This window comes from Bradyrhizobium sp. 45, assembly GCF_023073155.1.
GTDB lineage: Bacteria > Pseudomonadota > Alphaproteobacteria > Rhizobiales > Xanthobacteraceae > Bradyrhizobium > Bradyrhizobium canariense_D.
This window is the reverse complement of record NZ_JADPIX010000122.1, coordinates 1,074,415-1,092,187: the sequence shown is the minus strand read 5'-3', so window position 1 is coordinate 1,092,187 and position 17,773 is coordinate 1,074,415. Positions and strand designations below refer to the sequence as shown.

17 protein-coding genes are annotated in these 17,773 nt (G+C 64.4%); 10 read left to right on the top strand and 7 right to left on the bottom strand.

Annotated features, from left to right (window positions below):
• Positions 1-161 precede the first annotated feature (161 nt).
• Positions 162-1,094 carry a DMT family transporter gene (locus tag IVB42_RS25645; protein WP_018453854.1) on the top strand — a complete coding sequence of 311 codons (933 nt, stop codon included), beginning with the start codon at positions 162-164 and terminating at the stop codon, positions 1,092-1,094.
• A gap of 28 nt (positions 1,095-1,122) precedes the next feature.
• Here IVB42_RS25645 and IVB42_RS25640 read toward each other — a convergent pair whose 3' ends face one another.
• Positions 1,123-1,527: a VOC family protein gene (locus tag IVB42_RS25640; protein ID WP_018453853.1), complete on the bottom strand. Its 405-nt coding sequence runs from the start codon at positions 1,525-1,527 to the stop codon at positions 1,123-1,125.
• 86 nt (positions 1,528-1,613) lie between these two features.
• A complete protein-coding gene (locus IVB42_RS25635) occupies positions 1,614-2,018 on the bottom strand; it encodes a hypothetical protein (RefSeq protein ID WP_018453852.1) in 405 nt (134 codons plus the stop codon).
• 73 nt (positions 2,019-2,091) lie between these two features.
• On the opposite strand from IVB42_RS25635, the gene IVB42_RS25630 reads away from it, so the two are divergent.
• The gene (locus tag IVB42_RS25630; RefSeq protein ID WP_018453851.1) at positions 2,092-2,697 is read left to right on the top strand and encodes a TetR/AcrR family transcriptional regulator; all 606 of its coding nucleotides are present in this window, start codon (positions 2,092-2,094) and stop codon (positions 2,695-2,697) included.
• A 17-nt stretch (positions 2,698-2,714) separates the two neighbouring features.
• On the opposite strand, the gene IVB42_RS25625 is transcribed toward IVB42_RS25630, so the two are convergent.
• Complete coding sequence (locus IVB42_RS25625) at positions 2,715-3,104, bottom strand: hypothetical protein (protein WP_018453850.1); 390 nt, start codon at positions 3,102-3,104, stop codon at positions 2,715-2,717.
• A 105-nt stretch (positions 3,105-3,209) separates the two neighbouring features.
• On the opposite strand from IVB42_RS25625, the gene IVB42_RS25620 reads away from it, so the two are divergent.
• Both IVB42_RS25620 and IVB42_RS25615 read left to right on the top strand, forming a co-directional pair.
• Entirely contained in the window at positions 3,210-4,145 is a 936-nt protein-coding gene (locus IVB42_RS25620) for a DMT family transporter (RefSeq protein WP_007614154.1), read from the top strand.
• Between the two features lie 97 nt (positions 4,146-4,242).
• Entirely contained in the window at positions 4,243-5,220 is a 978-nt protein-coding gene (locus IVB42_RS25615; protein ID WP_018453849.1) for a tripartite tricarboxylate transporter substrate binding protein, read from the top strand.
• Between the two features lie 156 nt (positions 5,221-5,376).
• Here IVB42_RS25615 and IVB42_RS25610 read toward each other — a convergent pair whose 3' ends face one another.
• Positions 5,377-7,062: a methyl-accepting chemotaxis protein gene (locus tag IVB42_RS25610; RefSeq protein ID WP_026232608.1), complete on the bottom strand. Its 1,686-nt coding sequence runs from the start codon at positions 7,060-7,062 to the stop codon at positions 5,377-5,379.
• A gap of 252 nt (positions 7,063-7,314) precedes the next feature.
• Here IVB42_RS25610 and IVB42_RS25605 point away from each other — a divergent pair, with 252 nt between their 5' ends.
• The 5 genes from IVB42_RS25605 (at position 7,315) to IVB42_RS25585 (ending at position 13,243) form a co-directional block, all read left to right on the top strand.
• Entirely contained in the window at positions 7,315-8,358 is a 1,044-nt protein-coding gene (locus IVB42_RS25605; RefSeq protein WP_026232607.1) for a C-terminal binding protein, read from the top strand.
• Between the two features lie 88 nt (positions 8,359-8,446).
• The gene (locus tag IVB42_RS25600; protein WP_018453846.1) at positions 8,447-9,790 is read left to right on the top strand and encodes an extracellular solute-binding protein; all 1,344 of its coding nucleotides are present in this window, start codon (positions 8,447-8,449) and stop codon (positions 9,788-9,790) included.
• A 167-nt stretch (positions 9,791-9,957) separates the two neighbouring features.
• Positions 9,958-10,914 carry a sugar ABC transporter permease gene (locus IVB42_RS25595; protein ID WP_018453845.1) on the top strand — a complete coding sequence of 319 codons (957 nt, stop codon included), beginning with the start codon at positions 9,958-9,960 and terminating at the stop codon, positions 10,912-10,914.
• Positions 10,907-11,803: a carbohydrate ABC transporter permease gene (locus tag IVB42_RS25590; protein WP_018453844.1), complete on the top strand. Its 897-nt coding sequence runs from the start codon at positions 10,907-10,909 to the stop codon at positions 11,801-11,803. Before IVB42_RS25595 ends, IVB42_RS25590 begins: the two co-directional genes overlap by 8 nt.
• 84 nt (positions 11,804-11,887) lie before the next feature.
• Positions 11,888-13,243: an esterase-like activity of phytase family protein gene (locus IVB42_RS25585; protein WP_247294061.1), complete on the top strand. Its 1,356-nt coding sequence runs from the start codon at positions 11,888-11,890 to the stop codon at positions 13,241-13,243.
• Between the two features lie 192 nt (positions 13,244-13,435).
• On the opposite strand, the gene IVB42_RS25580 is transcribed toward IVB42_RS25585, so the two are convergent.
• Both IVB42_RS25580 and IVB42_RS25575 read right to left on the bottom strand, forming a co-directional pair.
• Entirely contained in the window at positions 13,436-15,112 is a 1,677-nt protein-coding gene (locus IVB42_RS25580) for a mucoidy inhibitor MuiA family protein (RefSeq protein ID WP_018453842.1), read from the bottom strand.
• 150 nt (positions 15,113-15,262) lie between these two features.
• Entirely contained in the window at positions 15,263-15,883 is a 621-nt protein-coding gene (locus IVB42_RS25575; protein ID WP_026232606.1) for a response regulator, read from the bottom strand.
• A gap of 202 nt (positions 15,884-16,085) precedes the next feature.
• Here IVB42_RS25575 and IVB42_RS25570 point away from each other — a divergent pair, with 202 nt between their 5' ends.
• The gene (locus IVB42_RS25570) at positions 16,086-17,102 is read left to right on the top strand and encodes an AraC family transcriptional regulator (protein ID WP_018453840.1); all 1,017 of its coding nucleotides are present in this window, start codon (positions 16,086-16,088) and stop codon (positions 17,100-17,102) included.
• Positions 17,103-17,115: 13 nt separating this feature from the next.
• Here the strand turns inward: IVB42_RS25570 and IVB42_RS25565 are convergent, their stop codons facing one another.
• Complete coding sequence (locus tag IVB42_RS25565; RefSeq protein ID WP_018453839.1) at positions 17,116-17,751, bottom strand: GNAT family N-acetyltransferase; 636 nt, start codon at positions 17,749-17,751, stop codon at positions 17,116-17,118.
• Positions 17,752-17,773: the final 22 nt, after the last annotated feature.

Here is a 17,773-nt window from a genome sequence, read left to right as displayed (position 1 = left end):
CAAAGCGTGAGAGGCTGCTTCCGCCGCTGCATGGTCGCGATGCATCCGGCCCCCGTTGATGCAACCTCGATTTCCGTGTCTTTGAACGGGGCCGGGTTTGAACCGGCCCGGGTGCCACCGGGCTGGAGGCTTGGCGCATGACGCGGGGCCACAACAATCCAATGTCCGCCACCGACGAGACCACCGGCGCCGCCACGTCCGGCCACAACTGGATCGCCAACCAGCCCTATCTGCTGCTCAGCATCACCGCGCTGTGCTGGGCGGGCAATGCCATCGTCGGCCGGCTCGCCGCCGGTCACATCCCGCCGGTGACGCTGTCGTTCCTGCGCTGGTTCTTCGCCTTCCTGCTGGTGCTGCCGTTCGCCTGGAAACACCTTGCGCAGGACTGGCCCGCGATCCGCGGCAAGCTCGGCCTGATGGTCACGCTCTCGATCACCGGCATCGGCGCCTTCAACACGCTGCAATATTGGGCGCTGGAGCATACGCAGGCGCTCAACACTCTCCTCTTGCAATCCGCCGCGCCGCTGGTCGTGGCGCTGTGGTCGCTCGCCATCCTCGGCGTCCGCCTCACCGTAGCGCAGGCCTTCGGCGTGCTGCTGTCGATGTGCGGCGTGCTGATCATCCTGCTGCATGGCGACTTCACCACGCTGTCGAACATCGACTTCAACAAGGGCGACCTCATCTTTGTCGTCGCGCTGATCATCTTCGCGCTCTATTCGGTGCTGACCTTGAAGCGGCCGCCGATGCACGGCCTGTCGTTCCTCGCCTTCACGTTCGGCTGCGGTGCTGCCTGTCTCATTCCGCTGGAGATCTGGGAGTTGTCCGCGCGTCCCGGGATGAAGCTCGACGGGCCGAACCTCCTGACCCTCTTCTATGTCGCGGTATTCCCCTCGACGCTCGCCTATCTCTGCTTCAATCGCGGTGTCCGCCTGATCGGCGCCAACCGCGCCGCGCCGTTCTTCCATGTCGTGCCGGTGTTCGGCTCGATCATGGCAATGGCGTTTCTGGGCGAGCACCCGCAGGCGTTCCACTTCATCGGCTTCGCGCTGGTGCTGGCCGGCGTGTTCGTGGCGTCACGGAAGCAGGCGAGCTAGGCTTGGGGCCCGGTTCGATCGGCTGCGATCAAGCGTTTGTCGACGGGTTCATCCACACCATCTCCCAAACATAGCCATCGGGGTCTTCAATGTGTCGGTTGTACATGAAGCCGAGATCCTGCGCCGGATTGGGATCGGCGCGACCGCCCGCAGCCACCGCGCGCGCCAGCGTTGCATCGACGGCATCGCGGTCGTCGACCGTGAGAGCGAACATAGCCTGGCTGTGGCGCCGCGCGTCGCCGATCTCGCGGCTGGTGAATTCACGATACCGGTCGTGGGTCAGCAGCATCACGCCGATCGCGTCCGTGAACATGAGCGACGTCGAATTTGCTCCGGAGAATTGAGGATTCACCGCGCCACCCAGGGCTACGTAGAACGCTGTCGATGCGGCGAGATCGCGTACCGGCAGGTTGACCAGAATCATCTTGGACATTGCTTTTCCTTCGAAAGCGGCTGGAAGCCGCGCTATGGTCTGACATTGGGAACAGAGAGCTCTCAACACTCCTCCCTGGACTGCATTCAAATGTAGCGCGCGGCGCCCATGCAGAGCGCGGCCATGCCCAGCAGGCCGGCCGCCGCACGTTGGGCGGCGGCGATACGTGCACGGAGGTCCTCCGGCTTGCCGGTGCCGCGACGCAAGGCCGCGAGCGCACGAGGACCGATGACAGCCTGAATAGCGGCCGCGATCAGTGCACAGACAGCACCGACGGCGAGCACCTGCTCGGTCGTGCCGAAGCTGTGGGAATGAACGAGATGGCCGAGATAGCCGCCGGTCAGGATGGCAATCGTCGCCGCGCCGAGTTGTGGAAAGACCAGCTGCTCACCGGCAACTCCGCCGATGCGGGCCAGCGCAAAGCTTGATCCCGCCCAGAACACGGACGACAACACATGAAGTGACAAGGCGATCACGAGGGCAGTTTGCATGGCAAGCTCCGAACCGGCTTCTAAATTAGATATACTACATGTATAGTCAATACGTCAACAGAATGGCAAGGCGATGCCGAAGCGCAATTATGTGAGCTCCGCGCGGGCTTCCGCGGCGGCGGCGACGCGCGAGCGCATCATCGCGGCCGGCGCGCGACTCCTACGCGAGGACGCGAGCATTGCGAACTTCTCCCTCGACGTGGTCGCCAAGGCGGCCGGCGTCACGCGATTGACCGTCTACAACCAGTTCGGATCGCGGCGGGGATTGCTGGAGGCCGTGTTCGACGACATCGCGCACCAGGGCGGACTGTTCGAACTGGCCGAGGTGATGACGATGGCGGATCCGCGCGCCGCGCTCGACCGCGTCATCGAAATCTTCTGTACGTTCTGGGGGCGCGATCCCGCCATCGGCGGGCTCAACCAGGCCATCGCGACCGATCCGGAATTCGGCGAGGCGCTGATCGAGCGTAACGAGCGACGGCGCGAATTGCTGACCGCGCTGCTGTCGCGGATCGTGGGCAAGCACGCGGCAAAGCGCGCCATGCGGGACACGGTTGATTTGATCTTCGTGCTGACGAGTTATCCGACGTTTGCAGCGCTGAGCCGGCAGCGGTCGACGGAGGAGGTCTGTCGCTTGCTGCAGACGGCGTGCCACGCGGCTGTGGACGGGCTGAAGTAAGCCGGCAGCAGGCGGCGCTACTTCATCTTGAACTTGCTGTACGCTTCGCTGGTCGCAATGATGACGTGCTCGGCGCAGGCGTTGACGCGGTGCGGATCAGCCTCCGTCTCGTAGGCCTTCGAGGTCATCATGTCGATGAAAGCCGTGACGGTGGGATAATAGACCAGCGCCGCGAAATCCCAGTCGTTGCCCTGCTGCGGGCCGAGCGCGACGGCCCTGGCCTCGCCGGTCCAGAGCAGCGTGCCGCCGCGTGCCTTGATCATCGGCACTGTGACCGCACTGTAGCGCAGATAGGCGTCCCAGCCGGAACCGTCGCCGTCGCCGGAGTGCGCGTGGAAGCGCATCAGGTTCAACATCACCACCGGTGCATGCCGATCGAGCCGATCAAGGCCATCGATGTTCAACATATTAACCGCCAATGCCGCCTCCTCTGGTCATGCCTGCATTGTAGCATTGCGGTCGCATGACTTGTGTCACGACGCAAATCCGGCGCAAGCTCGTATGCAACGCCAATGACGATCGCTTCGCCCGCGCCACCGGCCTCCAATCCGGCCAGTTGGCTCAACAACCAGCCTTATCTGCTGCTCAGCCTGAGCTCGCTGTTCTGGGCCGGCAACATCGTGCTCGCGCGCCACGTCGGCGCGCATGTGCCGCCGCTGACGGTGACCACGATCCGCTGGTTCGGCGTGTTCCTGATCCTCCTGCCCTTCGCCTGGCCGCATCTGAAGCGCGACTGGCCGAATCTGCGCAAGAGCCTGCCGCTGATGCTGTTCCTGTCGCTGGTGGGCTTTGCCTTCAACAACGCGATCTCGTACTGGGCGATGCAGTACACGGAAGCGCTGAACGCGCTGCTGATCCAGTCGGCCGGACCGTTGTTCGTGGCGCTGTGGTCGCTGGTGCTGTTCGGCGTGCGGCTGACCGGTGCGCAGCTCGCCGGCATCGGGATCTCGCTTCTCGGCGTGCTGATCATCATCCTGCGCGGCGATCTCGCCGCGCTCGCGAGCATCAGCTTCAACAGGGGCGACATCATGTTCGCCTCCTCGCTGGTGGCGTTCGGGATCTACTCTGCCTTCATCCCGCGGCGGCCCAAGATCCACCAGCTCTCCTTTCTCTCCTTCACCACCTGCTGCGGCGCGACGATGCTGCTGCCGACCGCGATCTGGGAGGCCTGGAGTGGTCGCGTCCTGCAACTCGACGGGGTGACGCTAGCGACGCTGGGCTACATCCTGATCTTTCCCTCGACGCTGGCCTATCTCTTCTTCAACCGGGGCGTGGCGCTGATCGGCCCGAACCGCGCCGCGCCGTTCTTCCATCTGGTGCCGGTGTTCGGCTCGGCGATGGCGATCCTGCTGCTCGGCGAAAAGATTCAGCCCTTCCACCTGATCGGCTACCTGCTGGTGCTCGCCGGCGTCGTGATCGCCTCGCGCCAGGGTTCTGCGGTGAAGTAATTCCGCGACGCGAGACGAGGCGACAAACTCGCGCCTTCCGATTTCGACGAGGAGACGCTAGGTTCCCCGCCAACCAAAAAAGAGGGAACGACCAGACATGCTTTCAGCGTTGATCCGAAACCTGCGTGCCATCGGCACGGGCGCCCTTTGTCTCGCCGCCGCGTCCGCTGCGCAGGCCGACAATTATCCGAGCCGCAACATCACGCTGGTGCTGCCGTTCGCCGCCGGCAGCGGCACCGACACCACGACGCGGCTGATCTCGCAGCATTTGTCGCAGGCCCTCGGCGTCGGCATCGTCATCGAGAACAAGGCGGGCGCCAACGGCATGATCGCCGCCACCTATGTCGCGCGCGCCGCGCCCGACGGCTACACGCTGCTGGTGACCACCAACACCACGCATTCGGCCAATCCCTATCTGCTCAAAAGCCTGACCTACGATCCGGTCAAGGACTTCACCCCGATCGCGCGCACCGGCGACCTGCCCTTCATGCTGGTGATCCACCCGGAGGTGCCGGCCAAGACCGTCGGCGAGCTCATCGCCTACGGCAAGGCCAATCCGGGCAAGCTGAGCTACGCCTCGGGCTCGTCCTCGGCGATCGTGTCGGGGGCGACCTTTGCACACAATGCCGGGCTCGACCTCCTGCACGTGCCCTACAAGAGCTCGCCGCCGGCGCTCAACGACGTCATGGGCGGCCGCGTCTCGATGATGTTCGTGGACATCCTGACCGGCCTGCCGCATGTCCAGGGCAACGCGCTACGCGCGCTCGCCGTCACGACGAAGGACCGCTCGTCGCTGGTGCCGAACCTGCCCTCGATGCAGGAGGCCGGCGTGCCGGACTTCGACATCTCGTCGTGGCAGGGCTATTTTGGCCCCGCCGGCATGCCCAAGGAGATCGTGACGCGACTCAACGCCGAGATCCGGAAGATCGTCGAGAAGCCGGAGATCAAGGCCCAGCTCGCCACCCTCGGCATGGACGCGTTTTCGGGCACGCCCGAGCAGCTCGGCACGTTCGTGAACGAACAGCTGGTGTTGTGGGAGAAGCTGATCCGCGAGGCAGGGATCGAGAAGCAGTAGGGGCTCGCGAAAGCCGCGCGCTCGGCATTCTCCGTCATGGCCGGGCTTGTCCCGGCCATCCACGTCGATCAAAGCGTCCGGTGTCCAAGAACGTGGATGCCCGGGACAAGCCCGGGCATGACGATAGAGGAGATGGCGTCGCTTTGGTGTGGCGACCTACGCCGCGCGCACCTTGGCGAGGAAGCCGTCGACTGCGCTGCGCAGCGCGCCGGACTGGCTGTCGAGCTCGCGAGCGTTGGTGAGCACGTCGCTTGCCGCCGTGCCGGTCGCTTCCGCGGCCGAGGTGACGCTGCCGATATTGGCGTTGATCTCGTTCGATCCGGCCGCGACCGACTGAATGTTGCGGGCGATCTCGCGGGTCGCCTCGCCTTGCTGCTCGATCGACGCGGAAATGCCCGCGGTGATCTCGCTCATCTCGGCGATGGTCTGAGTGATGCCGCCGATGGCGGCGACCGCATCGCTGGTCGATGTCTGCATCGCCGCGACCTGGGCGGAGATTTCCTCGGTGGCCTTGGCGGTCTGGTTGGCCAGCGCCTTGACTTCGGAAGCGACGACGGCGAAGCCGCGGCCGGATTCACCGGCACGCGCCGCTTCGATGGTGGCGTTGAGGGCGAGCAGATTGGTCTGTGCCGCGATCGAGTGGATCAGCTTGACCACCTCGCCGATCTTCTCGGCGCCGGTGGAGAGTTCCTGCACCGTGGCATTGGTGCGCTCGGCGTCGTTGACAGCGCGGCTCGCCACTTCGGTCGAGCGGGTGACCTGGCGCGAGATCTCCGCAACCGAGCTCGACAGCTCTTCGGCAGCCGCGGCAACCGTGCCGACATTGCCCGACGCTCTCTGCGAGGCCGCGCCGACCGTCGCCGCACGCGACGAGGCGTCGCCGGCGGTCGCGGTCATCGACTGCGCAGTGGCTTGCATGCCCGTCGCAGCCGAGGAGACCGAGCGGACGATACCATTGACGCTGCGTTCGAAGTCGCTGGCGATGCCCTCCATCACGCTGCGACGTTCCGCCGCTGCGCGATCCTTGGCATCGGCTTCGCTCTTCTCGATGTCGCGGATGCGGACAGCGTTGTCCTTGAAGATCTGGACGGTCGACGCCATTGCGCCGACCTCGTCACCACGGCCGACGCCCGGAATGTCGCCGTCGAGCTTGCCCTCGGCGAGATCCTTCATGCGGGCTCCGAGCAGGGCGAGCGGGCGGCTGATGCTGCGACCGATCAGCCAGGCAACGCTGCCGGCGACGATGACGATACCGAGCATGGCCAAGCCGAGCAGCCAGTAGACCGGACCCATCTTGGCGTCGATATCATCGAGATAGGCGCCGGTGCCGAGATACATGTCGAAGCCGGGGACCGCGACCGCGTAGCCGAGCTTGCGGATCGGCTTCTCCTGGCCGGGCTTCACATATTCATAATACAGCAGGATCGAACCATTGGCCTTGACCCCGTCCATCAACTCGGCAGACAGCTTGCGGCCGTTGGTCACGACATCCATGCGGTTGCTGCCGATCTGCTTCGGATCGGGCGCGAGCTGGGTGATGCCGTCATAGGACGTGCCGAACAAATAGCCCGCACCGTTGTCATACGTCATTGCATTGCCGTAGCGACGAATCTCGGCCATCGCCGCATCCTTCGTCAGCTCGCCGGCGTCGACCCGCTTCTTGAGGGCAGCGGCGTAGTTGCGCCCCATCTCCACGATCGCCTTGGCCTGATCGATGCGCGCGTTCACCATCTCCTGCTTCATCAGGTATCCGGCGAGGATCCCGGAAATGCACAGTCCGAACAAGGTGACGCCGACGAGGATGCCGAGCTTGGGGGCGATCTTCATATTGCTTAATTTCACGGGATGCTCCGGCAACACAGGGATAAGGACGCGCGAGTGAATCGATCGAAATCAAATTAACCTTTAGGGGGTGACCCCTTAGCAAGCTGTTACGGGGCGCCCCGTAGAAGCCCGGAGAAGACGTCGAACCAGTCGTATAAATCGCCTCAATGACAACCGGGAATTGTACGCGACCTCCTCGATTTCGCGTAAAAGACGCAAAGGCCCGCGCAAAGCATGGGTCACAACAAGAAACCAAATCGGGAGCAGGACATGCCGAGATACAGGGTGGTGACGCCGAAGGGCGCGAGCTTCACGGTCGCGAGCAGCGATTATTCCTACGAGCGCGAGGCGCTCGATCCGATCGACGCCGAGATCGTCGAGGCGCCGGCCGACGAGGCCGGGTTCATCGCCGCCGCGAAGACAGCGGACGCCATCTACGCCAAGGGCATCCCGATCACCAAGACCATCATCGACGCGCTGGAGAGCTGCAAGGTCATCACGCTGGGCTCGGTCGGCGTCGACAGCGTCGACATCAAGGCCGCGACCGCGCGCGGCATTCCCGTCACCAACATCCCCGACACCTTCATCGAGGAGGTCGCCGACCATGCCATGATGCTGCTGCTCGCTGGCTTCCGCCGGCTGGTCGAGCAGGACCGGATGGTGCGTAGCGGCCGCTGGGCCGAGGGCCGGCCGGCGTTGTCGAAGATACCGCGGCTGATGGGCCAGACGCTCGGCTTCATCTCGTTCGGCCGCGTGGCGCGTGCGGTTGCGAAACGCGCAGCTCCCTTCGGCCTGCGGATGATGGCCTACGATCCCTTCATCCAGGAAACGCTGATGTCCGACCACGGCGTGATTCCGGCGACGCTGAACGAGGTGTTGTCGCAATCCGACTTCGTCTCGATGCACGCCCCCGCCCGGCCCGAGGTGCATCACATGCTCACCGAGAAGCACTTCCGGCAGATGAAGAAGGGGTCCGTCTTCATCAACACGGGTCGCGGCGCCACCGTGGACGAGGAAAGCCTGATCAAGGCGCTTCAGGAGGGCTGGATCGCCCATGCCGCCCTCGACGTGCTGGAGAAGGAGCCGCCCTCGCACAACAATCCGCTGCTCGGCATGGACAATGTCACCCTGACCGCCCACGTCGCCTCCGCCTCGGCACGGTTTGACGAGGCGCGCAAGCGCCGGGTGGGCTACGAATTGTCACTGGTGCTTCAGGGCATGTGGCCGGTAAGCTGCGTCAATCCGTCGGTGCTGCAAGACACCGCGCTCCGCCGCTGGCAGCCTGTCAGCATGGACCGCGGCCCGAACAGCTAGACGGGACGGCCGCGAAGGCGCGCCGGCAACCGGAAAGACCCTTCACCGGCGATCAACGCCGGGAAGGGAAACATATAGGGAGGAACCGATGAGGAACGACATCACGCGTCGTGATGCCTTGGCGCTGGGCCTGTCCGCTGCGGCAATCGCGGCAACCGGTGCTCCGGCAAATGCGCAATCCGCGATCAAGGCCGCGGACGTCCCCACACCGAAACTGCCGATCGAGAAAGGCGCATCCCTGCGCATGCTGCGACCGGTACGTTTCGTCCAGGCCGACGAGGACGTGTTCCGCGCCAATGCGGCCAAATTCACCAAGGAGACCGGGGTCGAGGTCAAGGTCGACTTCGTCGGCTGGGAGGACATCAACCAGCAGACCGCGGTGACCGCGAATTCCGGTGCCGGCCCCGATATTATCATCGGCTTCTCCGATGCGCCGCACATCTATATCGACAAGCTGATCGAGCTGACCGACGTCGCCGACTATGTCGGCAAGCGGTACGGCGGCTGGCTGCCGCTGGCGCAGCGCTACGGCAAGAAGAACAAGAGCGACGCCTGGATCGGACTGCCGTTCGGCGCGACCGCGGGTCCGCTGATCTACCGCAAGTCGATCCTGCGATCGGTCGGCTTCGACAAGGTGCCGGAAGACCATGCCGGAATCCTCGATCTCTGCCAGAAGCTTCAGAAGGCCGGCAAGCCGGCCGGCTTGGCGCTCGGCAACGCCAAGGGCGACGGCAACGGTTTTGCGAACTGGGCGCTGTGGTCGCACAACGCGGCGCTGCTCGACGAAGAGGGGAACGTCGTCATCAACAGCAAGGAGACGATCGCCGCACTGAACTGGGTCAAACAGCTCTATCCGACCTTCATCGCCGGCACGACGTCATGGAACGACGTCAGCAACAACCGCGCCTACGCCGCGCAGGAGATCTCGCTGACCGCCAACGGCGTCTCGCTGTATTTTTCACTGAAGAACGATCCGGCGACCAAGGCGATCGCCGACGACAGCGAACATCAACTGCTGCCGAAGGGTGTCGCCAAGGTCTCGCCGATGGCGGGCCTGACGCTAAACGCCATGCTGTTCAAGCACAGCCAGTACCCCAACGCCGCAAAGGCCTTCCTGCAATACATGCTGGAAAAGGACCAGTACGAGCCGTGGCTCAACGCCAATTCCGGCTACTGGGCCCAGCCGCTCGCGGCTTACGCGGAGGCCAAGGTCTGGAGCGAAGATCCCAAGATCAAGATCTTCAAGGACACCATGAACACCATCTACTATGACGGCTATGCTGGCCCGATCTCGACCGCGACCGGTGCCGTCAGCGCCGACTACGTGCTGATTCAGATGTTCGCATCCGTCGCGACCGGCGCTGCCACGCCGGAAGCCGCAGCCGCGGAAGCCGAGCAGCGCTGCAAGCGGTACTTCCGGCGGCAGAAGTAGCGCTGGCCAAAAGCGCGTCATCGCGAGCGAAGCGAAGCAATCCAGCCTGTCTTCCCAGTTACAGCCTGGATTGCTTCGTCGCCCCAGTGCAAAATTGCTTCGCAATTTTGTTACGGGCTCCTCGCAGTGACGGGCCTGGTGACTTTCAGAGACGGGACAACAAACCGATGTCCGTGACCACACTCTCTTCTCCTGCCCTCGTGCACCGGCAACCCTCCTGGCTGGTGCGCCTGTTCGACTACAAGCCGTTCCTGATCGTGATGTGCCTCGCACCTGCGATCGGGCTGCTCACGGTGTTCCTGACCTATCCGCTCGGCCTCGGCATCTGGCTCGCCTTCACCGACACGACGATCGGCAGAAAAGGCGTCTTCGTCGGCTTCGAGAATTTCCAGTATCTGCTCACCGATTCCCTGTGGTGGAACGCGGTGTTCTACAGCGTGGTCTACACGGGGATCGCGACCTTTGGAAAGTTCGCGCTCGGCTTCTGGCTCGCACTGCTGCTCAACAACCATTTTCCGTTCAAGAGCCTGTTGCGTGCGATCATCCTGATGCCCTGGATCGTGCCGACGGTGCTCTCGGCGCTGGCGTTCTGGTGGATCTACGATCCGCAGTTCTCGATCATCTCCTACCTTCTGGTCGACGTGCTGCACTGGCGCACCACCAATATCGACTTCCTCGGCTCGCCCTGGCCGGCGCGCTTCTCGCTGATCGCCGCCAATATCTGGCGCGGCATTCCCTTCGTCGCGATCTCGCTGCTGGCGGGCCTGCAGACCATTTCGCCCTCGCTCTACGAAGCCGCGATGCTCGATGGCGCCAGCGCCTGGCAGCGGTTCCGCTACATCACCTTCCCGATGATGATGCCGATCCTCGCGATCGTCATGACCTTCTCGATCATCTTCACCTTCACCGATTTCCAGCTGGTCTACGCCATCACCCGGGGCGGCCCCGGCAACTCAACCCATTTGCTGGCAACGCTGGCCTTCCAGCGCGGCATTGCGGGCGGCGAGCTCGGCGAGGGCGCGGCGATTGCGGTGTCGATGATCCCGTTCCTCGTGTTCGCAACGCTGTTCTCTTATTTCGGCCTGGCGCGCCGCAAATGGCAGCAGGGAGAGAGCAATGACTGATACCGCCGCCGAGCCGGCCGCCGTCGCCACCACGCCGCCGGACACCATGGCCTGGGATTCCGGGCTGCGGCGGCTGATGATGATCTATCTGCCGCTCGGCTGCTTCGTGCTGATCCTCCTATTTCCGTTCTACTGGATGACGATCACGTCTTTCAAGCCGAACGCAGAGCTGATGAACTACAAGGAGCACAACCCTTTCTGGATCTCCTCGCCGACGCTGGCCCACATCAAGCACCTGTTGTTCGACACCGCCTATCCGCGCTGGCTGTGGACGACGATGCTGGTCGCGGTCGGGGCGACTACGCTGTCGCTGATCGCGAGCACGCTGGCCGCCTATGCGATCGAGCGCCTGCGCTTCCGCGGCAGTCCCTATGTCGGCCTCGGCATTTACATGGCCTATCTCGTGCCGCCGTCGATCCTGTTCATTCCGCTCGCGACCGTGGTCGTGCAGTTCGGCCTGTTCGACAGCCCGCTTGCGTTGATCCTGGTCTACCCGACCTTCCTGGTGCCGTTCTGCACCTGGCTCCTGATCGGCTATTTCAAGTCGATCCCCTACGAGCTCGAGGAATGCGCGCTGGTGGACGGTGCCACCAGGCTCCAGATCCTGCGGCGGATCACGCTGCCGCTGGCGGTGCCCGGCCTGATCTCGGCCGGCATCTTCTCCTTCACGCTGTCCTGGAACGAGTTCATCTACGCGCTCGCCTTTATCCAGAGCGGCGCCAACAAGACGGTGCCGGTCGCGATCCTGACCGAGCTCGTCACCGGCGACGTCTATCAGTGGGGCGCGCTGATGGCGGGCTCGCTGCTCGGCTCGCTGCCGGTTGCGATCTTCTACTCGCTGTTCGTCGATTACTACGTGTCGTCGCTGACGGGCGCGGTCAAGGAGTAGCTGTCGGCTGCGGCGTTTGGCCCGGTTTCACAAAACTGCAATGCGCGGTCCGCATAAGACGGCCTCCGTTAACAGGAGACGCACATGCGCGCGACTTTGCTTAGTACCGTCGCAACGATCATTCTGACCGCGAGCTCCGCGCTGGCGCAGAGCGAAGGCGAATTCCCCGCCAAGCTCGCCGGCCACGTCGTGATGCCGGCCGCCACGTTCATCGACGCGCCGGCTGATGCTCCCGCCGATCTCAAGACATCCGGTAAATACACCACCGGGAAGCGGGTCGACGCGCTCGGCACGGTGATGGGCAAGTCCTATGAGCGGGCCACCGGCGTGTCGCTGCCGTTCAAGGGCCAGCCGCTGCAGGGCCATTCCGGTATCAAGTCGATGGGGGACGGCACTTTCTGGGTCATCACCGACAACGGCATGGGCGCGCGCGCCAATTCGCCAGATTCGATGCTGTACCTCAACCGCTACAGGATGGATTGGGCCGGCGGCAAGATCGAGCGGCTGGAGACCGTGTTCCTGCACGATCCCGACAGACGCGTGCCGTTCCGCATCGTGCATGAAGACACCGAGAGGCGTTACCTCACCGGCTCCGACTTCGACACCGAAGGTTTCCAGATTATCGGCGACACCTTCTGGATCGGCGACGAGTTCGGCCCCTACATCCTGAAGGCCGACAAGACCGGCAAGATTCTGGCCGTATTCGAGACGGTCGCCGACGGTAAGCCCGTGCGATCGCCGGATCATTGGGCGGTGGCGACCCCGGGCGCGCCGGGTGCGACCTACACCAACGTCAACCTCCGACGCTCCAAGGGTTACGAGGGCTTCGCCGCCTCGAAAGGCGGCAAGTTTCTCTACGGCCTGCTCGAGGGGCCGCTCTGGGATGCCGAGAAAAAGGACTGGGAGAAGGTCGACGGCAAGGAAGCCTCGCGCATCCTCGAATTCGACGTCGCCGCGGAAAAATTCACCGGCCGCTACTGGCAGTATGTGTTCGAGCAGAACGGCAATGCCATCGGCGACTTCAACATGATCGACCCGAGCGCCGGCCTGATCATCGAGCGCGACAACGGCGAAGGCACGCCCGAAAAGGCCTGCCCGCAAGGCACCCGCGGCGAGAACTGCTTCCCCGACGTGGCCAAGTTCAAGCGCGTCTACAAGATCGAGCTCACCGACGCCAATGTCGGCAAGCCCGTGCGCAAGATCGGCTACATCGACCTCCTGAAGATCAGGGATCCCGACAAGAAGGCGAAGAAGCCGCTCAATGACGGCGTCTACACGTTCCCGTTCTTCACCATCGAGAACGTCGATCGTGTCGACGAAACCCACATCATCGTCGGCAATGACAACAATCTGCCGTTCTCGTCCAGCCGCGATCCCAACAAGGCCGACGACGACGAGTTCATGCTGCTCGATGTCGCGGACTTCCTGAAGGCGAAGTAAGCCAGCGCTCTCTCAACGCGGGTCATCGCCCGGCTCGACCGGGCGATCCAGTACGCCGCGGCGCCAGCGATCAAATCGTGAGGCCGCGGCGTACTAGATGCCCCGCCCTCGTGCGTAACTGCGCACTAGGCGGGACATGACGGACAGTGAGCGAGCACGAGGTAAAGACAACTCGCACCTCGGCGCCGCACATCAACCCGCCGGCACGATCACCATGCTCTTGTCCTTCGGCCAGCGAATGCGCCAGACGAAGTTGATGTCCTTGACCTCGCCGGGCTTGGCGTCGAACGACCATTCCAGCACGCCGCGCCGGTCGCGAATGTTGCTTGCGGTCGGCGGCGTGGTCGCAGGCAGCATCTCGACGAGGATGTCCTCGTTCTCGCTGACCGGCAATTGATCCTCAATCGCGACCTTGATCGGGAAGTCGTGACCATTGCGGATCGTCGTCTTGAACGATCGCTCGTCGGTCTTCGACGTCGTGACCAGGAGACCGGCCGAACCTTCGTTGCGCTTGAGCACCGCGCGCTCGATCCTGACCTTGTCGTCGGCGCCGAAGCCGAGCCGCACGATATCGTCCTTGGCCGAAGCCGAGAGTTTGCCGCGGCCGACGAAAGTCCCGTCGCGATAGATTGCGACCTTGCCCGGCAACAGGCTCGTGTCGTCGGTCTGCTTGAAGCTCGCTTCGAGGAAGGCGGTGGGGTCCATCACCGGTGCCGCGCGCACCATGAGATCGGCGGGCACGGTCATCGAGGCGATGCGCAGGCTCTTGGCGCCCTCGGCGGCCCCGAGGCTGACGCGGCCGGGAATTTTGTAGGTGGCCTGGAAGTCACCGATCTCGGCGACCGCCTGCTGCTCTTCGGCGCGTTCGCGGATATCGTCCGCCGCCTTGGCCGCGGAAGTTTCCATCTTGCGCTGCTGCATGGGCGCCGCCGCAGGCATTGCCGAATCCGAAACTGAGCCCAGCGCCCGCGGCTTCGGCACTTGCGGATACTGCGCGACCAGCGAATTCAGCTCCGGCGCGCTGCCGCCGCGGCCGATGCGGACCGTGGAGACGCCGAGCGCGACGTTCGACCAGTCCTCGCCGGTCGCCTGCGTGACCTCGGCGCGGCGGACAAGCTCGAGCTGCGGTTTGCGGTCCTTCGCGCCGGTATCGAGCCGGGCGTCGTAGAGCGGCAGCCAGCGCGCATTACGCACATTGTAGGTGACCCGCAACGTCGCCTTGGTTGCTGCCGGCGCCGCGATGTCCATGCGGACTTCGAGCTTGCTCGGCGGCTTGGCCTTGCGCTCGACTTCGAGCTGGGCGATCTGCCGATCGATCTCGCGCATCTTGCGCGTGGCGTCGCGAACGGCGGTATCGGCGCTCGCAATTTCGTCGCCAACGGCGGCAAAGGCCGTGCGCCATTCGGCAATCGGCCGCGCCTCGCCCTTGTCGCCGATGCCCGCGGGAGAGGCTTCCGCAAAGTGCTCCGCGAATTTGCGCCGCGCAATGGCCGAGTCGATCGCGCCTTGCAGGTCGGCGCGCTGGTCGTTCAGCGCCTCGATGCGCTTGTCCAGCTCCGGCAGATTGACCGGCGCCGCACGCGGCGTTCGCGCATCGATCGTACCGATGGTGAGCTTCGCTCCCCCCTCACCCTCCACCCGGATCGAGGAGGTGTCGAGACCAAGCGGGAAGTCCTTGGCAATGAGCGTCGAGTCACCAGACGGCAGGTCCACCGCGATGACGCGGGTGACGGTCGCGCCATCGGGGTAAACCGTAACGGTATCGATCGCCGATGTGGCGTCCAATTCGGCGGCCCATGACCACGACGCGAATGCCGTGGTCACCAGAACCAGGCTCGTCGTTGCCAAACATTTTGCGGTGATGCGCATCAAGTCCCTCCTCCAAGTCATCGCCGCCGCCAGCCGGACGCGCGATCCAATGCCTCGCCAACACGGTTGGACGCGGCAGGGGAGGAACTGGTTCGATTGGGGTTTCCGTGGGGCGCCGCCGCGGCGGCAGCAAGGCCCGCGACGGAGCGCTTAATCCTGAGGGGTAGAACCCTGCGCGAAGATGCGGCGAAGCAGGTCCGTCACGTTCTTCGCACCGGCCTTCCTCAGAATGCCGGCGCGATAGCCCTCGACCGTGCGCGCGCTCAGATGCATGCGCCGGGCGATCTCCTTGTTGGTCAGGCCCGCGGCGAGATGCTCGAGCACGTCGCCTTCGCGCGCGGACAGGGGTTCGCAGCCGGGCAACCACCGCTGCCGGTTGGAGCCCGGCTGCGCGAACTCGTCGATGGCGGCATCGATCCGGTCGACGATGTCGCGGGTGCGGAACGGCTTCTCGATGAAGTCGGCCGCGCCGCTCCTGATGGCATCCACCGCCATGGCGATGCTGCCGTTTGTCGCGGTCACCAGCACCGGCGCCATGCAGTTTTCCTCGCGCAGGCGCTTGAGCACGTCGAGACCGGAGCGATCGGGCGGCATCTCCAGCAGCACGCAGGCCGGCATCCGCGCCTTGGCCTCCGAGAGCAGAGACGCGCCGTCGGCGAAGCAGATCACGTTGTATGCGCTTTGTTGAAGCGCGGTGGACAATTGTTCGCGGGAGGCGGCATCGGTGTCGATGACGAATACCTCACCCTTGGAAAGCATGTTCCCCGGCATAATTCCGATCCAGCAATGTCTTGGGTCAAATGGTCCGAGACGGCAGCGGGGCCTCGTCGCGCCGCGCCGTCATATGCACGGCATTCACGCCCGTGCTTCGGTTTTACTTATGTATGTTCCACCCGGTTCCCGGATTTGACGGATCGGGACAGAAACTTTACATTTCGGGACATCTGCGGGATGTCCGGCAGGAACGGGTCGCATGACCGACCTCATTCGCAGCGCGGGCTTGAGCTATTACCCGGAGGTCGCCCGGTCGGTCGGGCTCGACCCCAAACACATGATGCGCAAGGTCAGGCTGCCGCTGGCCTGCCTCGACAAGCCCGACACGCCCATTGCCGTCACCGGTCTCCGCCGTCTGCTCGAATTGTCGGCCGAGGCGTCCGGCGCCGAAGATTTCGGCTTGCGGCTTGCTGAACGCGGCGGGCTGACCAATTTCGGCGCGGTCGGCCTGATCGTGCGCGAACAGGCGACCGTTGGTGAAGCCATCGAAGCCTTCTCGCGCTTCATCCCGATCCATCACGACGGCATGAAGCTGGACGTCACCCGCAACAAGCAGACCGTGACCGTCACGCAGCACCTGCGCGGCCGGCAGCCGACCGCGCCGCGCCAGTCGATCGACATGGCGCTCGGCAGCGTCCACCGCATCATCCAGTCGCTGTTCGGCAGCGATTGGCGGCCGCAGGAAGTTCACCTGCATTACCCACCGCCGCTCGACCGCAAACGCTACCGCGAGTTCTACGGCTGCCGTGTGACCTTCAATGCGGAGGCCGATTCGATCCTGTTGTCGGCACACGACATGGAGCGCCGGATCCCGAGCGCGCATCCGCTGATCGCGAGCTATCTGCGCAAGCGGATCGAGGCGATCGAGACGCGGCCGGCAAGCTGGGAGGAGAAGGTCGACGAGGTCGTGCGTCTCCTGCTCGCCGGCGGCGACTGCACGGTCGAGCGCGTCGCCGAACACCTCGCCTGCACCCGGCGTACCATCCACCGCCACCTCGCCGAAGCCGGCACCAGCTTCTCGGCCATTCTCGACGCGCAGCGCGCCGATCTCGTGGTCCAGCTCATCGACGACCCCGGCCGGCCGCTGGCCGACATCGCCGTGCAGCTCGGCTTCTCCGCACAGAGCGCCATGGCCCGCTGGTTTCGCGGCCATTTCGGCTGCACCATCACCGCATGGCGCAAAGGCGCCCGGCCATTGGCGGCAACGGCGGCTTGATTTTCAAGACCGATCACATCACCCGCGCAAACATGCGAAAGCCCGGCGCACCGATGATCGCCTCGAAGGCAGGATCGCGCTTCTCCTCGGCAAGGACAAAGCCGGCCTTGGTATAAGCGCGCTCGGCGGGCTCGTTGCCGATCAGGAACGATATTGTCGCCCGTGCACATCCAGCCGCTCGCCCCTTCTCCAGCGCATGCGCGATCAGTGACTGCACCAGGCCGCGGCCGCGATAGGCGGGATCGGTCGCGACATGCTCGATCATCCAATCGCCTTCGCCGCCCTGAACCCAGCAGGCGCGGGTGTAGCCGCCGCGTTGACGGATGGCCTCCAGCTCTGCCGCGGCGATTCCGGACGCGGCTGCGACTTCCTCGATCGCACGCCAAGCCGCTGGTCCCGTGCCGGCCGCCGGTAGCGCACACAAGGCGGCAGCAGGCTTGCCATCGATCTCGGCGACCAGAAATTGCGAGACGTGCCACATCGACACCGCGCGAGCGGCTGCGACGTGCGCGATGAAATCGCGGCACTGTGTTTCAGGCCAACCGAGCGCAACGTCGAACCAGCCGCGCGGCCGGTAGCCGCGCTGCGATGAAAGGATGGTTTGTGCGATGAAATCGGCGTCTTCGGGACGCGCAGACCGTATCGTCATGCGCGCCCCCTTCGCGAAAACC

Excerpts from the sequence above, each read along its gene's own strand:
- IVB42_RS25645 (WP_018453854.1), top strand. The coding sequence starts at position 162 with ATGTCCGCCACCGACGAGACCACCGGCGCCGCCACGTCCGGCCACAAC.
- IVB42_RS25640 (WP_018453853.1), bottom strand. The coding sequence starts at position 1,527 with ATGTCCAAGATGATTCTGGTCAACCTGCCGGTACGCGATCTCGCCGCA.
- IVB42_RS25635 (WP_018453852.1), bottom strand. The coding sequence starts at position 2,018 with ATGCAAACTGCCCTCGTGATCGCCTTGTCACTTCATGTGTTGTCGTCC.
- IVB42_RS25630 (WP_018453851.1), top strand. The coding sequence starts at position 2,092 with ATGCCGAAGCGCAATTATGTGAGCTCCGCGCGGGCTTCCGCGGCGGCG.
- IVB42_RS25625 (WP_018453850.1), bottom strand. The coding sequence starts at position 3,104 with ATGTTGAACATCGATGGCCTTGATCGGCTCGATCGGCATGCACCGGTG.
- IVB42_RS25620 (WP_007614154.1), top strand. The coding sequence starts at position 3,210 with ATGACGATCGCTTCGCCCGCGCCACCGGCCTCCAATCCGGCCAGTTGG.
- IVB42_RS25615 (WP_018453849.1), top strand. The coding sequence starts at position 4,243 with ATGCTTTCAGCGTTGATCCGAAACCTGCGTGCCATCGGCACGGGCGCC.
- IVB42_RS25605 (WP_026232607.1), top strand. The coding sequence starts at position 7,315 with ATGCCGAGATACAGGGTGGTGACGCCGAAGGGCGCGAGCTTCACGGTC.
- IVB42_RS25600 (WP_018453846.1), top strand. The coding sequence starts at position 8,447 with ATGAGGAACGACATCACGCGTCGTGATGCCTTGGCGCTGGGCCTGTCC.
- IVB42_RS25595 (WP_018453845.1), top strand. The coding sequence starts at position 9,958 with ATGTCCGTGACCACACTCTCTTCTCCTGCCCTCGTGCACCGGCAACCC.
- IVB42_RS25590 (WP_018453844.1), top strand. The coding sequence starts at position 10,907 with ATGACTGATACCGCCGCCGAGCCGGCCGCCGTCGCCACCACGCCGCCG.
- IVB42_RS25585 (WP_247294061.1), top strand. The coding sequence starts at position 11,888 with ATGCGCGCGACTTTGCTTAGTACCGTCGCAACGATCATTCTGACCGCG.
- IVB42_RS25580 (WP_018453842.1), bottom strand. The coding sequence starts at position 15,112 with ATGCGCATCACCGCAAAATGTTTGGCAACGACGAGCCTGGTTCTGGTG.
- IVB42_RS25575 (WP_026232606.1), bottom strand. The coding sequence starts at position 15,883 with ATGCCGGGGAACATGCTTTCCAAGGGTGAGGTATTCGTCATCGACACC.
- IVB42_RS25570 (WP_018453840.1), top strand. The coding sequence starts at position 16,086 with ATGACCGACCTCATTCGCAGCGCGGGCTTGAGCTATTACCCGGAGGTC.
- IVB42_RS25565 (WP_018453839.1), bottom strand. The coding sequence starts at position 17,751 with ATGACGATACGGTCTGCGCGTCCCGAAGACGCCGATTTCATCGCACAA.